This window comes from Chryseobacterium carnipullorum (genome assembly GCF_900142785.1).
GTDB lineage: Bacteria > Bacteroidota > Bacteroidia > Flavobacteriales > Weeksellaceae > Chryseobacterium > Chryseobacterium carnipullorum.
This window is the reverse complement of sequence record NZ_FRCD01000005.1, coordinates 157,106-171,827: the sequence shown is the minus strand read 5'-3', so window position 1 is coordinate 171,827 and position 14,722 is coordinate 157,106. Positions and strand designations below refer to the sequence as shown.

Here is a 14,722-nt window from a genome sequence, read left to right as displayed (position 1 = left end):
TTAATTATGGATGTTAGATGTTAGACGTTAGATGTTAGAAGATGGAAGTGGGTTTTTATTTCCCGCATCACCATATTATCACATCATCACATCATCTCATTTTTAAATTATTCTAGTTTGCAAATGCTAAAATCACAGCACCTGTAATCAATAGATTGACTAATGCCATTGGGATCAGAGTTTTCCATCCTAAGTGCATCAATTGGTCATATCTAAATCTTGGAAGCGTCCATCTGATCCACATAAAGATCAGAATTCCGATTACCGTTTTCGTTAAGAATGCTACGATACTCAAGATTCCTGCAGCATTTTCACCCCAGTTCTGAGTTACCCATTCAATTCCAGGATAGTTGTACCCACCGAAGAAAAGAACGACCATGAAAGCATTGGAGATAAACATGTTCACATATTCACCAAACATATACAGTCCTAATTTCATGGAGGAATATTCCGTAGAATATCCTGTTACCAATTCAGATTCACATTCTGGTAAATCGAAAGGGTGTCTGTTGGTCTCTGCCAAAGCAGCTACGAAGAATACAAGGAAAGCAATGGGCTGGTAGAAAATATTCCAGTTCATACCGGAAACCCAAGGAATCACTCCCCATAGTTTTCCACCTGTTTGGCTTTCTGTAATTTCTTTTAAATCTAAACTTCCCGTCATCATAATGATAGAAAGTAATGCTAATCCCATCGCTAATTCGTAAGAGATCATCTGTGAAGAAGCACGGATAGCCCCTAATAATGAATATTTATTGTTGGAAGCCCAACCTCCGATCATGATTCCGTATACACCAATGGAAGCCATTCCGATGATGAAAAGTACCCCAACGTCAATGTTGGCTACCTGTAAATCAAAAGAAGTACCTGCAATATTTAAACTTTTACCCCAAGGAATAACTGCTCCTGTGATCAATGAAATAAACATGACCAATGCCGGTCCTAATACGAAAAGAAACTTTTCGGCATTGGCTGGAGTAAAATCTTCCTTAAAGAAAAACTTTCCACCGTCGGCAAGTGGCTGCAGTAATCCGAAAGGTCCGGCTCTGTTGGGACCAATTCTATCCTGCATGATAGAGGCAACTTTTCTTTCTGCCCAGGTAGAGTAGGCCGCTATCGTAAGAGACAGCAGGAAAAGTGCTAGTACAAGTATAAGTTTAAATGTTAGTAAATCCATTTTATTTTTATAGATGTTAGATAGTAGAGGTTAGAAATTAGCAAGTCTGTTGTCTAATGTCTGAAATCTGATATCTTATTAATTATTTTTCGTCTTTTTCACTGATTTCTTTCGCCATAGGATTGTCTAAAACTCTTAGCTCATCCTTTGGTTTTTCGTAGTGGTTCAATGAAATTACTGAGTGTCTGTCGATATGTCTAGGACCTTCAATATTCCAGTCGGACAATTCTTTTCTTTCGAAACGGCATGTATCGCAAATGAATTCTTCCACTTCACCCCACTGATCTTTTCTGGCCGTCACTCTTACAATCTCGTCACCTTTCATCCAAACTACGGCTTTTCCTGAACATTTATCACATTTGCAGGTTGCATTCATTGGTTTTGTGAACCAAACTCTGCTTGCAAAACGGGAAGTTCTGTCTGTTAATGCACCTACCGGGCAAACATCAATGATGTTTCCGATGAAGTCATTATCCAGAGCTTTGTTTAAATAGGTAGAAATTTCAGCGTGATCTCCTCTGAAAAGAATTCCGTGTTCTCTTTCACCTGTTAACTGATTGGCAGCCAATACACATCTTGCACAAAGAATACAACGGTTCATATTCAACTTGATATTCGGACCAAGATCATCTGCTTCGTAAGTATTTCTTTCAAATTCAGTTCTGGTTTCAAGGTTTCCGTGCTCATATCCAAGATCCTGAAGGTGACATTCACCAGCCTGGTCGCACACTGGGCAGTCCAGAGGGTGATTAACCAATAGGAATTCGGTCACCGCTTTTCTACCTTCCTGAGCTTTTTCAGACGAAAGGTTTTTCACTTCCATACCGTCCATTACGTTAGTTCTGCAACTAGCAACTAATTTGGGCATAGGGCGAGGATCTGCTTCGGATCCTTTCGAAACTTCGACCAAGCAAGTTCTACATCTCCCTCCACTGGTTTCCAATTTGCTGTAGTAGCACATTGCAGGAGGTACAGATTTTCCACCGATTTGTCTGGCAGCTTCCAAAATAGAAGTCCCAGGCAAAACTTCAGTAGTCTGTCCGTCTATAGTTATTTTGAATTTTTTAACCTCTTCGCTCATATTCTATGCTTTCGCTTATGCTTTTAAGGCGTTAAGCTATATTTTAATTATACTTCTTCGTGTTAAATGTATACCCGATTCCAGCAAGGACCTGTCCGAAAACAAAATCCTGACGCGCTTTATCCGGTTTATTATTCAATGTAGTCTTAATATCCCACATATTGATGTATCCGGCTTTAGCTTCTGCTCTGATCATCCAGTTTTTCCAGAAAACCAGGTTAAGGCTCGTTCTGAGGTCGGTTCCCATTCCAGCAACGTGAAAACGGTCACTTCTTTCATTTCCAAAAAGTTTGATATTACTTTTAGGAAACATTACCCCGATTCCTGCTCCATAAGACCATACTAAATCTATATTTTTTTTATGAATAAGATTTTTATATTTCTCAAGACCTAAATTTTCATAGTTAAGACCGTCCGTATGTTCAAAAGTTAAGAACTGGGTATCGGCTAAATTAACCTGTCCGTTCTGCACCATTCCTGCATATTTAGGATCTGAAATGGTTCCTGAAAAGTCAGCCGTCTGGTCCTGTTTCATCACATATTTCATGTGATCGATTCCTAAAACAAGGGCTAAATTATCTTTTATAAAATATCCTATTCTGAAGTTATACTGCGTTACGGTAAACCAGCTTGGATCTATATAAACGATTCCGAACTTGGTAGGTTTATCTCTTGCCTGTACATTATTCAACTGAAAATCGTATCCGTTTCCTGTGAAATGGATGTCAGAATTGCTGAAAGCGCCTCTGTTCCATCCGTAAAAAACAAACACCTGACCTTTTTTGCTTAGTGGTAAAGGTTTTTCTTTCTTTTCAGCTTTATATGGAGTTACCTCCAGTTTATATTCTTTGCCTAATGTATCTTTTTTCACTTGACCGAAAGCAAAACCTGACACCATTAATCCAACAACCAATAACTTCTTCATTTTAGCTATGCATTTTTTTCAACAGCAGGAATAGGATCTGCGTAATTGGCTAATCCATAATTTTGTGTCTGAGATAATTCAGGGTTTTTCACGTGCCATTCGAATTCGTCTCTAAAGTGACGGATTGCTGCTGCAACAGGCCAAGCCGCTGCATCACCCAATGGACAGATGGTATTTCCTTCAATTTTTCTCTGTATATCCCAAAGAAGGTCGATGTCTTCCATTTTTCCTTCTCCTTTTTCTATCTTCTTAAGGATCTTATGCATCCATCCCGTTCCTTCACGGCAAGGCGTACACTGTCCACAACTTTCGTGATGATAAAATCTCGCTAAAGTCATGGTATGTTCCACGATACACTGGTCTTCATCTAAAACAATGAAACCTCCTGAACCCATCATCGTTCCGGTAGCAAAACCACCGTCAGCCAATGATTCATAGTTCATATATCTAGGTTCTCCGTTTACGGTTCTCAATAATAAATTAGCGGGAACAATAGGAACTGAGCTTCCTCCCGGAATACAGGCTTTCAGCTTCTTTCCGTTAGCAATACCACCGCAGTACTCATCAGAATAGATGAATTCTTCAACAGTAATGGTCATATCAATTTCGTAAACTCCGGGTTTGTTGATGTTTCCACAAGCCGAAATTAATTTCGTTCCTGTAGATCTTCCAACCCCGATTTTAGCATATTCAGCTCCGGTGATATCAATGATCGGTACGATAGCTGCGATAGATTCCACGTTATTAACTACCGTTGGTCTTTCCCAAAGTCCTTTTACAGCCGGGAATGGCGGTTTTAATCTTGGATTTCCTCTTTTACCTTCAAGGGATTCAAGCAATGCTGTTTCTTCCCCACAGATATAAGCTCCTCCTCCTCTCTGAACATAAATTTCACAGTCGAAACCGGTTCCTAAAATGTTTTTACCTAAAAATCCTGCTGCTTTAGCTTCTTCAATGGCTTCTTCTAAAATATCAGGAATCCAAGAGTATTCTCCACGGATGTAGATGTAAGAAACATTTGAACCTAGAGTAAAAGATGAAATAAGCATTCCTTCAATCAGTAAATGAGGAAGAAATTCCATCAGATATCTGTCTTTGAATGTTCCGGGCTCTGATTCATCGGCATTCACGACCAGGTGTCTTGGCACGCCTTCCGGTTTTGCCAGAAAGCTCCATTTCATCCCTGTAGGGAATCCTGCTCCACCACGTCCACGAAGTCCGGAAGTTTTTACTTCTTCCAGGATTTCCTCGGGTGTCATTTTCAAGGCTTTTTCAGCTGCGGTGTAACCTCCCTGTTTACGGTAGGTTTCAAAGTAGCGAATACCTTCTATATGTGCGTCTTTAAGTAAAAGTTTTTTACTCATTTTTTTTTATTCTTTTAGCGTTCGGCTTTAGCTTACGGCTATTTTAATTTTATTACAATTTATTAGTCTAAAGCGATTTGTCCTTCTCTACAAAGATCCAGGATTTCGTCTACTTTTTCTATTGTTAAATTTTCATGAAAGAATTTTCCAAGCTGCAACATGGGTGCGTATCCGCATGCGCCAAGACATTCAGCAGGCTTTAAAGTAAACATACCGTCTTCTGTAGTTTCTCCATCCTTAATGTTGAGTTTAGTTCTGATATGATCAAGGATTTTTTCGCTTCCGCAAACCATACAAGGTCCCGTTCTGCAAACTTCCAAAACATATTTACCAACCGGCTTCATATTGAACATAGTATAAAAAGTAGCTACTTCATATACTTCAATTGGCTTAATACTTAATAATTCAGCAACATAATCCATTACAGGAACGTCTAACCATCCTCCGAATTCTTTCTGTGCTATGTGTAGAACAGGAAGAAGAGCAGATTTTTGTCTACCTTCAGGATATCTCGCCATAATTTTATGTACCTGTGCTAAACTTTCCGGTTTAAAAGCTATTGTTTCGCTCATTTTTTATCTAAGATTAAAGAGTAAAGAACAAAGAAAAAAGATTCTGAAGTCCGTTATTCTAAATTCGTATTATATTGGGTTGAAGAAAGTCTTTTACCTTTCTTCTTTTATCTTTTTGTCTATTATATTATGCGTCTAATTCTCCCGCAATAATATTCATACTACACATCGTTACAATGGCATCTGAAATCACAGAACCTGTGATCATTTCAGGATAGGCCTGGTAATAGATGAAGCATGGTCTTCTGAAGTGAAGTCTGTAAGGACTTCTTCCTCCGTCGCTCACCAAATAGAATCCTAATTCTCCGTTTCCACCTTCTACAGCATGATACACTTCTCCTTTAGGAACATCGGTTTCTCCCATAACGATTTTGAAATGGTAGATCAGAGCTTCCATTTTCTTGTAAACATCTGCCTTTTCAGGAAGATAGAAATCAGGAACATCCGCGTGGAATGGTCCTTCAGGAAGGTTGTCGTAGGCTTGGTTGATAATTTTAAGGGATTCCCAGATTTCCTGCTGACGGACCATAAAGCGGTCATAGGTATCACCGGCAGTTCCTACAGGAATAATAAAGTCGAAATCTTCATAAGAAGAATAAGGTTGTGCAACTCTTACATCATAATCTACTCCTGATGCACGTAAATTTGGACCGGTGAAACCATAGCTTAATGCTCTTTCAGCACTGATTGCTCCTGCACCAATGGTTCTGTCCATAAAAATTCTGTTCCTTTCCAGTAAAGTACCGAATTCTTTGAATCTTGCCGGGAACGTTTTTAAGAAGTCCTGTAATAACTCATGGAATTTAGGAGTGAAATCTCTTTCAAAACCTCCGATTCTTCCCATATTGGTCGTCATTCTTGCCCCGCAAATCTGCTCGTACATATCGTAAATACGTTCTCTTTCGATAAACATATAGGTAAGACCTGTAATCGCTCCTGCATCCATTCCGGTTACCCCGTTACAGATCAGGTGGTCGCCGATTCTGGCTAATTCCATTAAAATAACACGCATATAATCTACACGCTTCGGAACTTGTATGCCGATCAGCTTTTCTACTGTCATGTGCCAACCAAGGTTGTTGATGGGTGCAGAACAGTAATTCATACGGTCGGTAAGGGTCGTGATCTGAGAATAATTTCTTCTTTCAGAAATTTTTTCAAAGGCTCTGTGGATGTATCCTACTGTCTGTTCCGCATGAAGAATCCTTTCTCCGTCCATCGTTAAGATATTCTGGAAGATCCCGTGGGTTGCAGGGTGGGTAGGTCCTAAATTGAGGGTATACAACTGCCCGTCAATCTGCTCCTTACTTTCGTATTGGTTAAGTATATTAGATAATGAGTTATCTTTCATAATTTAAATGCTTTAGGCTCTAGGCTTTAGGCTTTAAGCTTATTGCTTATTGCTTACTGCTTATTGCATTATTTTTATCTTCCGAACATATTATCGTCCTTATCTGTTCTTGTTCCATCTTCCAAGCGGTATTCTTTCAGCATCGGATGGTATCCCAGATCTTCCATATTCAGGATTGGTCTCAGATCAGGATGTCCTTTAAATTTAATACCATAGAAGTCAAAGGTTTCTCTTTCCATCCAGTTCGCTCCTGCAAATAATTCTACAAGAGAATCCACTTCAATATTTTCTCTGGACATAAAGATTTTCAGACGTAATCTGAAATTGGCCATCATATTGTGAAGGTGATAAATGACCCCGATTTCCTTATCAGGAAATTCTGGATAATGGATTCCGCAGATATCGGTAAGGAAATTAAATTCCAGTGAGGAATCTCTCAAATAATGAATGATCTTTTTGATATCTTCTTTCTTCACTTCAATCGTCAACATTCCATAAGGTTCTGAACTTGAAATAACAGAATCCGGAAATTCTCTTGTGATGGCTTCTAGTACAAATTCGTTTGTCATTCCGTTAGTTGCTTATGTTGTAAGAATCTAGTAATTTCTGGTATTCAGGCATATCTCTTCTTCTGATGCTTTCACTTTCCGAAAGAGCCTGAACCTGCATTACGCCTTCAATGATTTGCTCCGGTCTAGGAGGACATCCAGGAACGTAAACGTCCACCGGAATAATTTTATCAATTCCCTGCAATACAGAGTAAGTGTCAAAAATACCACCGCTGGAAGCACAAGCTCCAACAGCAACCACCCATTTCGGCTCTGCCATCTGAGTGTAAACTTCTTTTAGGACTGGTCCTAATTTTTTAGATATCGTTCCGCAAACCATCAACATATCTGCCTGTCTTGGTGAGAAAGAGTTTCTCTCCATACCAAATCTAGAAGCATCATACGTAGGGTTCAGGGTAGCCATAAACTCGATACCACAACAAGAAGTAGCAAATGGTAAAGGCCAAAGAGAAAACTTTCTAGCCATTCCGATCACACTGCTCAGTTTTGTTGCGAAAAACCCTTCTCCTTCAAATCCTTCGGGAGCAGGTGCATCTGTTCTTATTACTGGTTTTTTATCTGACATTTTTATTAAATATTTAAAGACTGAAGTATTGAAGGATTCAAAAAAATTGAGCATTACTCATTTTTAAATTATTCAAATACATTAAATCTTTTAATGTTAAAATTTATTTATCCCAATCTAATGCACCACGTTTCCAAACATAGAAAAACGCCATGAAGAAGATTGCGACGAACGTAAGTACGGCCAGGAATCCTTCTACTCCGAATTCTCTGAAATTAACCGCATATGGGTAAAAAAATACGATTTCAATATCGAATAGTACGAACAATACCGCAGTCAGGAAGTATTTAATAGAAAACGGTGTTCTCGCATTTCCCTCTACAGGAACTCCACATTCCCAGCTTTGGTTCTTGACAGAATTTCCTTTCTTCTGTTTCGGTCCCAGAAAATGTGCTCCAAGCAAAGAAACGGCTACAAACGCCATGGCTACACCTGCTTGGATAAGGATTGGAATATAACTTTCAGGTAAATTCATTTTTGCATTATTATCTCAATTTGCAAATTTAGCGAATAAACAAGAAAGCATGAAATTAATAAGCTTAAAAGTGGGATTAAAATGGGGAAAAGCGGTAATTTAGAATCAATAAAAATAGTACTTATTTCTTCATTTTTTTGAGGAGAGAGTAGGCCATGAATGAAATATATCCGAAAAGGATACTGGCTAATATTATGTTAACTACCGTATTCATTCGATCATCTTCGATCTTAAAAAAGAAGTTGTAAGCGATAAATGCTGCGATGAGAGCAGCGAAAACAATAAGATGTGGTTTCATGGATGATGGGATACGGGTTTAAAGATACGGGTTTCGGGTTATCAAATGCCGGGGTTGGGGTTTCAAGGGGTAAAGTATGAGTTATTTGTTACCGGTTTAAAATAAGTCACGAATAACTCATATTTTATTAATCATTAATGATCAGTCATTATTGACCATTAACGAATACGTTCTTCTTCGCTTGTGATTCACCGGATTGTAGTCCTGCCAGAGAACCTGGACACTCTTGTTTTCTTCAAGCTCCGGATTTGTTTCAGCAAAATCGATTCCCATACTGGTAAAACGCACGAAAATTTCTTTGAATATAATGGCTGTTACGCCGCGTCTCTGATATTCCGGATGAATTCCGATCAGGTAAAAATTCGCGCGGTCATTTTTCTTTCCTGCCTGCAAGAAGTGCCACCATCCGAAAGGAAATAGTTTTCCCTTTGATTTCTGTAAAGCCTTTGAATATGAAGGCATCGTGATGGCAAAAGAAACCAGTTCGTTATTTTCATCTACCACGCAGATGACGTAGTTTTTGTCTATAAAAGGGAAGTATTTTTCTCTGTAGGTCTGTATCTGTTCGTCTGAAATAGGCGTGTAGGTAGAAAGATGTTTATAAGTCTCGTCAAGCAATTTAAACATCGGTTCTACGAAGGGGAGAATCTCCTGTTTAGATTTGAAATTAAGCACTTTAAGTTTGTATTTCTGCGCAATTAATCCACTGAATTTTTCTACTTTTTCAGGTAAGATTTTAGGGAAGTTCATTTCATATTCCACCCATTCTTTTTCTTTGGTAAGTCCCAGCTCTTCCAGATGTTTAGGGTAGTATTCGTGATTATAGATCCCGATCATGGTGGCCAGTTTATCAAATCCCATGGTAAGCATTCCTGCTTTGTCTAAGTTGGTGAATCCCATCGGGCCTTCAATCTTGTCTATGTTGTTTTCTTTGGCGTAATCTATAGCTTTCTGGATTAAAGCTTTAGAAACCTCCTTATCGTCAATAAAATCAATCCATCCGAAACGTACTTTTCTGATGCCCAATTCCTGTTCTTCTTTGTGATTGATGATCACAGCGATTCGTCCAACCACTTTATTGTCTTTGAATGCCAGAAACTGTCGGGATTTTGAATAATTTAAAGCAGGATTTTCTTTTGCATCCCAAAGTTTAAATTCGTCTTTGATAAAAGAAGGAACATAATAAGGGTTGTTTTTATAAAGATCCATCGGAAACCTTACGAATTGTTTTAATTCGCTTTGGTTTTTAACTTCAATAACTGAAACTTTAGACATAATTAGAAGGGAATTTGAGGACAAATATAAATAATAAAATGTAATACTTTGGCACAGTTTTTACATCATTATCATTAAAATTTAAACACAAAAATCTATATAAAATGATGGGTTATTATATCATTATCGGTATTTCAATGCTGGTGAGCTGGTGGGTTTCATCCAGATTGAAATCGAAATTTGAATATTATTCCAATGTACATCTCAGAAATGGTCTATCGGGAAAGGAAGTAGCAGAAAAAATGCTTAGAGATAACGGGATCAATGATGTACAGGTAATTTCAGTTCCCGGCCAACTGACGGATCACTATAATCCGGCAGACAAAACAGTCAATCTTTCAGAAGGAGTCTATATGCAAAGAAATGCGGCGGCAGCAGCTGTTGCAGCTCACGAATGCGGACATGCTGTACAACATGCAGTAGGGTATTCAATGCTTAATCTGCGTTCAAAATTGGTTCCTGTTGTTAATATAACTTCTAATTTAATGCAGTTTGTGCTGCTTGCCGGTATCGGAATCATGGCAGCGACAAGATCTATTGAAGATCCCAATGGAAATACAGCCGTTTTGGCGATAGGAGTAGCGATGTTTGCCATGACCACGCTTTTTGCTTTTGTAACACTTCCTGTAGAATATGATGCGAGTAACAGGGCAATGAAGTGGCTTAAAGATACAGGTACAGTTACTCAGGAAGAATTTGTAGGAGTACAGGATAGTTTGAAGTGGGCAGCAAGAACCTATGTAGTAGCGGCTATCGGATCTTTGGCTCAGCTTCTTTATTGGGGTTCTTTGCTTTTAGGAGGAAGAAGAAATTAATCTTTAAATTCAAATGAAACATACTGCATCTCGGATAATTTGTCTGAGATGCTTTCTTTTTGGGCTAGTTTTAAAGAAGCTGTGAGAATGCAGTTTTCATTGGCGTCAAAATGTAAAACCTTTGCATCAAATTTAGAAAGTAATGTGAAAATGGTATTCTGTTGATTGAAGTTGAACTGAATTTCAATTTCGGCTTCAAGTTCTCTGGTAATGATATTCGCTTCTTCCAGGGTAATTTTGGCACATTCTTTATAAGCTTTAACCAGACCTGAAACCCCCAGTTTTGTACCGCCATAATAACGTACGGAAATAACAAGAACATTGGTGATCTCATGAGCCAAAAGCTGGTTGTAAATAGGAAGCCCTGCACTTCCGGAAGGTTCTCCATCGTCGTTCGCCCGATAGTTTTCCCCTTCCAGACCCATTCTGAAAGCATAGCAGTGGTGGGTTGCCTTTGGATGTTCCGTTCTCACCTTTTCAAGGGCATCTTTCAGTTCTTTATCATTGTTGACAGGAAATGCAAATCCAATGAATTTGCTTCCTTTTTCTTTCAATAAAGTATTTTCTATGGGTTTTTCTATGGTCTTATATTCGAACATACCGTTCAGTAACTTTTGAACTGCAAATTTACGGTTTATATATTGATAAAAAAAAGAGCGTTTCCGCTCCTTTCTATTTTAAATACATATCGTACCATTAGGTTTACAGACTTCACTGGCATCTGTAGGAACGCATCTGAAGTAACCTGGTCTGCAAGGACAAAAATAGGTGCCATTTGCTAAATAATAGCATCCCTGGATTCCACCCTGAATAGACTTTAATTCTCTGCTTGATAATTTTCTTAAGTTTTTCATGTTGATATTGAATTTAATGGTTAGTTTGATAAAAGGTAAGCAATTAAATCCAATAAAAGTGAAAATAGATAGAAAGTTTCCGGGGTAAGTTTTTGACTGATATGTTTTTATGGGTAATTTCCTTTGTTTTTTATAGTGTTTATCTGAAAAAATAGTATATTCTGAAATTAAAGTTCAATAGAGAAGCCATCAATATTTTGACGGCTTCCTTGTATCTTTTTTGATTTTCTAACTTAATATTATATCCCTGCTCCACAAAGATCCATTGGAATCAGGCACATATAGCTTGTAGGGCCGCAAAAATCCTGCGGACATTTATCTCTGCATCTGGTTGGTTGTCCATTGGGTAGAGTACAGGTTACGAAGGCACCACCGGTGATGCTTTTTAATCCGATTCTTGAGATTTTTTTTAGATTTTTCATATTAATTTTTTTTGGTTAAAGACTAATTTAACTATTTAATTAATATAATTCTCTATTTTGAGATAAATTAACATATTTACTTATGCAGTTGTCTCGAAAATTTTTGTGGTCAGTAGTATCATGCTTGAATTCAGGAGCTTTTGTTCCATTTTCAAGCTTCAGAGCATCATTTTTAATGACTATTGCTTCATCCCAAAGTCCGGCATTGATAAATTGTTGTAAGGTATAACTTCCGCCTTCTATAATAATGGACTGTATCTGCTCTTTATAAAGTGCATGCATCAGATCCTGTAAGAAATTCTTCTTTTCAACTTTAATAAATGTGATGTTGTTTTCTATTCCTTCTTTAGAGGTATTGATAACCAGAGTTGGAGCTTCATTATTGTAGATCTTAAAATGGTTCGGAACTTTTAAATCAAAGTCTATAAGAACCCGTATGGGATTTGTTCCCTCCGCATTTCTAACTGTTAAACTTGGATTGTCATTTAAAGCAGTCTGGGTTCCGACCAGAATTGCATGTTCGTTTGCTCTTAACTGATGGACAAACTGGTTGACAAGTGAATTGGAAATGGCGGTAGGTGTAAAGTCTTTATCTAGAAATCCATCTCCTGATTCTGCCCATTTAAGGATGATGTATGGTCTTTTCTTTTCGTGGTAGGTAAAAAATCTTTTATTGAGTTCAACAGATTCTTTTTCTAATACTCCGGAAACGACTTCTATTCCTGCGTCCAGGAGGATTTTCTTTCCTTTGCCATTCACTTTATCATGGGAATCCATAGCCCCGATTACTACTTTCTTGAATCCAAGTTCTTTTATTTTTAAGGCACAAGGCGGCGTTTTCCCGTAATGGGCACAAGGCTCCAGAGAAACATAAATCGTAGATTCAGGAATGAGTTCTTTATGTTCTACAGAGTTGATTGCGTTGATCTCAGCATGGTTTTCCCCGGCCTTACGATGATAGCCTTCTCCGATAATGTTTCCGTCATGGACGATTACACTTCCTACCAGAGGATTGGGATAGGTATTGCCTAATGCTTTTTCGGCAAGCTCAATGCATCTTTTTATATATTGTTCGTGGTTGTTCATAAGTTGAAAAGAAAAAGCGAAGACAAATTTCTTTGCTTCGCCTTTATAATATTGTTTAATTGATTACTCTCCTGCAATAATATTGTGAAGATTTTGTCTTAAAGTTTCAAGATGCGCTTTCTTCTCATCGATGGTATTGAAGGTATCTCTTAGAAGTGGATTATCTTTTGACGGATTTTTGAAGAATGACAGGTTGTTTTCCAGTTTTACAATTTCACCTTCAAGATCAGAGATCTGGCTCTTGATTTTTCTTGCTTTATCGGTAAGCTGGTTCTCTGTGAGTCCTTCTTCTTTTAATTCAAGTTCGTTGATTTTATTTAATTTCAACTTTTCTCTTAATGTTCTGTTGAACTCGGTATTGATAACAATCTTGTCTCTCGGTACTTTTCCAATGTTATTCCAGGCTGTTTTTATGGCTTCTATTTTTTCAATACTGCCTTCGTCATTGGAAACCGTTTTCAGGTCTTCAAGAATTTCTTTTTTATGCTTGTAATTTTCCTTCCAGTTGTCATTGGAAGCGTTGTTTTTCTCTCTGTAATTATTAAAAAATGTGTTACATGCATCACGGAACTCATCCCAGATTTTATTGGTCATGCTTTTTGGAACGTGACCGACCTTTTTCCAGTCTTCCTGAAGTTTTTTGAATAAAGGAACAGTAATATCCCATTCTTCATTATTCATATTGTCCTGAGCCGTCTGGATAAGTTTTAGTTTTTCTTCGAGATTAGCCTGTTGCGAACCTTTCAGAGATTTATAGTAATTATTTTTTGTTGTGTTGAAGCTTCTGAGGATTGTTTTAAAGTCATTCCAGTTCTGGTTGGACAATTTTCTTGGAACACTTCCTGTTTTTAAGAATTCTGTTCGTAAATCTTCAACTCTTTTGATAGAATTCTGCCAGTAGTTGTGGTTAGGAGTTTCAGAAGGCTCAGATAGTTTTTTGATCTCTGCAATAATCTGGTTTTTCTTTTCAAGATTATCATTCTGCTCTCCTTCGATGGCTGCCGATAGTTCAGATTTTCTTTCGTGAATTTTATTGGAAATTTCTTTGAATTCTTCCCATGTTTTTTCACGGAATTCTTCAGCAACCGGTTCAGCTTCTTCTTTCCAAAGCTTATGAAGGTACTGAAGCTCATTTAATGCTTTCTGAATGACAGGCTCACTTTCGAGTTCTTTGGCTCGTGCAATGATGTGTTGTCTTTTTTCCAGATTGTGACTGAATTCCTGCTCAAGAAATTCTTTATTCAGATCCAGCATCTGGTAAAACTGATTCAGATGGTGAAAATAGTTATTGTTAAGAATCTTGAATTCAGATTTTGCCACCTGACCTGCTTTTGACCACTCTTCTTTGATTTCACGAATGGATTTGAAAAGATTGGTTCCGGGTTCAGAATTGGTATAAAGATTTTTAAGTCGTTCTATAATGTTCTGGCGGTGATCAAGGTTTTTCTTCTGCTCTTCATCCTGTGATTTCTGGTAAGTGTCATGCTTTTCTCTGAAAATATTGATCAAAGCAGACAATTTAGACTGTAAAGGATGCTCGTAGCTGAAGTTTTCAGGAGCATTTCCTCCCTCTTCATACTCATGCTTTTTGTCTTCCACTTCATCATGAATGTAATGACTTGCTTTTTCTTTTAACTGATTGAATCTTTTGAAATTTTCACCAGCATTGGCTGTGTTGATGATGGTTTCCATTTCTTTCAAAGCATCAGCGAGAGAAATCTCTTCAGTATGGTCCTCTTCCAAATGTTCTGCATCATCAGCGGGAGCCGTTTCAGCATGAGATGCCGGTACTTCTGATGTTTCCTGTTGAGATACTTCGTTAGAATTTTTATTTTCTTCGTTTTCAGAAAGATTGTTTTCTGTAGTCATAGCAAATCTTTTATGTGAGTGGCG

17 protein-coding genes are annotated in these 14,722 nt (G+C 37.9%); 1 reads left to right on the top strand and 16 read right to left on the bottom strand.

What is annotated here, in order from left to right:
- Nucleotides 1–112 precede the first annotated feature (112 nt).
- From nuoH to BUC06_RS07535, 11 genes are all read right to left on the bottom strand, one after another.
- Nucleotides 113–1,177, bottom strand: a complete 1,065-nt coding sequence (gene nuoH / locus BUC06_RS07580) for an NADH-quinone oxidoreductase subunit NuoH (protein ID WP_073331950.1) — start codon at nt 1,175–1,177, stop codon at nt 113–115.
- Between the two features lie 82 nt (nt 1,178–1,259).
- A complete protein-coding gene (locus tag BUC06_RS07575) occupies nt 1,260–2,258 on the bottom strand; it encodes an NADH-quinone oxidoreductase subunit G (protein ID WP_073331948.1) in 999 nt (332 codons plus the stop codon).
- 43 nt (nt 2,259–2,301) lie between these two features.
- Entirely contained in the window at nt 2,302–3,183 is an 882-nt protein-coding gene (locus BUC06_RS07570; protein ID WP_123876895.1) for a hypothetical protein, read from the bottom strand.
- A gap of 5 nt (nt 3,184–3,188) precedes the next feature.
- Complete coding sequence (gene nuoF / locus BUC06_RS07565; protein WP_073331945.1) at nt 3,189–4,547, bottom strand: NADH-quinone oxidoreductase subunit NuoF; 1,359 nt, start codon at nt 4,545–4,547, stop codon at nt 3,189–3,191.
- Between the two features lie 62 nt (nt 4,548–4,609).
- The gene (locus BUC06_RS07560) at nt 4,610–5,119 is read right to left on the bottom strand and encodes an NADH-quinone oxidoreductase subunit NuoE family protein (RefSeq protein WP_073331942.1); all 510 of its coding nucleotides are present in this window, start codon (nt 5,117–5,119) and stop codon (nt 4,610–4,612) included.
- Between the two features lie 127 nt (nt 5,120–5,246).
- Complete coding sequence (nuoD, locus tag BUC06_RS07555) at nt 5,247–6,470, bottom strand: NADH dehydrogenase (quinone) subunit D (RefSeq protein WP_073331940.1); 1,224 nt, start codon at nt 6,468–6,470, stop codon at nt 5,247–5,249.
- 74 nt (nt 6,471–6,544) lie between these two features.
- Nucleotides 6,545–7,039: an NADH-quinone oxidoreductase subunit C gene (locus tag BUC06_RS07550; RefSeq protein ID WP_073331937.1), complete on the bottom strand. Its 495-nt coding sequence runs from the start codon at nt 7,037–7,039 to the stop codon at nt 6,545–6,547.
- Nucleotides 7,040–7,043: 4 nt separating this feature from the next.
- A complete protein-coding gene (locus BUC06_RS07545; protein WP_034730699.1) occupies nt 7,044–7,604 on the bottom strand; it encodes an NADH-quinone oxidoreductase subunit B in 561 nt (186 codons plus the stop codon).
- A gap of 103 nt (nt 7,605–7,707) precedes the next feature.
- Nucleotides 7,708–8,079 carry an NADH-quinone oxidoreductase subunit A gene (locus tag BUC06_RS07540; RefSeq protein ID WP_073331935.1) on the bottom strand — a complete coding sequence of 124 codons (372 nt, stop codon included), beginning with the start codon at nt 8,077–8,079 and terminating at the stop codon, nt 7,708–7,710.
- Nucleotides 8,080–8,200: 121 nt separating this feature from the next.
- The gene (locus tag BUC06_RS23780; RefSeq protein ID WP_164466311.1) at nt 8,201–8,377 is read right to left on the bottom strand and encodes a hypothetical protein; all 177 of its coding nucleotides are present in this window, start codon (nt 8,375–8,377) and stop codon (nt 8,201–8,203) included.
- A gap of 141 nt (nt 8,378–8,518) precedes the next feature.
- Nucleotides 8,519–9,652: a GNAT family protein gene (locus tag BUC06_RS07535; protein WP_073331932.1), complete on the bottom strand. Its 1,134-nt coding sequence runs from the start codon at nt 9,650–9,652 to the stop codon at nt 8,519–8,521.
- Between the two features lie 107 nt (nt 9,653–9,759).
- Between BUC06_RS07535 and BUC06_RS07530 the strand changes: the two genes are divergently transcribed.
- On the top strand, nt 9,760–10,467 hold the full coding sequence (locus BUC06_RS07530) for a zinc metallopeptidase (RefSeq protein ID WP_073332165.1): 708 nt from the start codon (nt 9,760–9,762) through the stop codon (nt 10,465–10,467).
- Here BUC06_RS07530 and BUC06_RS07525 read toward each other — a convergent pair.
- The 5 genes from BUC06_RS07525 to BUC06_RS07515 all read right to left on the bottom strand — a co-directional run bounded on the left by BUC06_RS07525 (nt 10,464) and on the right by BUC06_RS07515 (nt 14,698).
- Nucleotides 10,464–11,066, bottom strand: a complete 603-nt coding sequence (locus tag BUC06_RS07525; RefSeq protein WP_073331930.1) for an IMPACT family protein — start codon at nt 11,064–11,066, stop codon at nt 10,464–10,466. The two genes, BUC06_RS07530 and BUC06_RS07525, sit on opposite strands and share 4 nt — an antisense overlap.
- Before the next feature lie 78 nt (nt 11,067–11,144).
- Nucleotides 11,145–11,321, bottom strand: a complete 177-nt coding sequence (locus BUC06_RS23775) for a bacteriocin-like protein (protein ID WP_164466309.1) — start codon at nt 11,319–11,321, stop codon at nt 11,145–11,147.
- Nucleotides 11,322–11,560: 239 nt separating this feature from the next.
- On the bottom strand, nt 11,561–11,743 hold the full coding sequence (locus BUC06_RS23515) for a bacteriocin-like protein (RefSeq protein ID WP_123876893.1): 183 nt from the start codon (nt 11,741–11,743) through the stop codon (nt 11,561–11,563).
- A 39-nt stretch (nt 11,744–11,782) separates the two neighbouring features.
- Nucleotides 11,783–12,829 carry a bifunctional diaminohydroxyphosphoribosylaminopyrimidine deaminase/5-amino-6-(5-phosphoribosylamino)uracil reductase RibD gene (gene ribD, locus BUC06_RS07520; protein ID WP_073331927.1) on the bottom strand — a complete coding sequence of 349 codons (1,047 nt, stop codon included), beginning with the start codon at nt 12,827–12,829 and terminating at the stop codon, nt 11,783–11,785.
- 63 nt (nt 12,830–12,892) lie between these two features.
- On the bottom strand, nt 12,893–14,698 hold the full coding sequence (locus tag BUC06_RS07515; protein ID WP_073331925.1) for a DUF349 domain-containing protein: 1,806 nt from the start codon (nt 14,696–14,698) through the stop codon (nt 12,893–12,895).
- Nucleotides 14,699–14,722 lie beyond the last annotated feature (24 nt).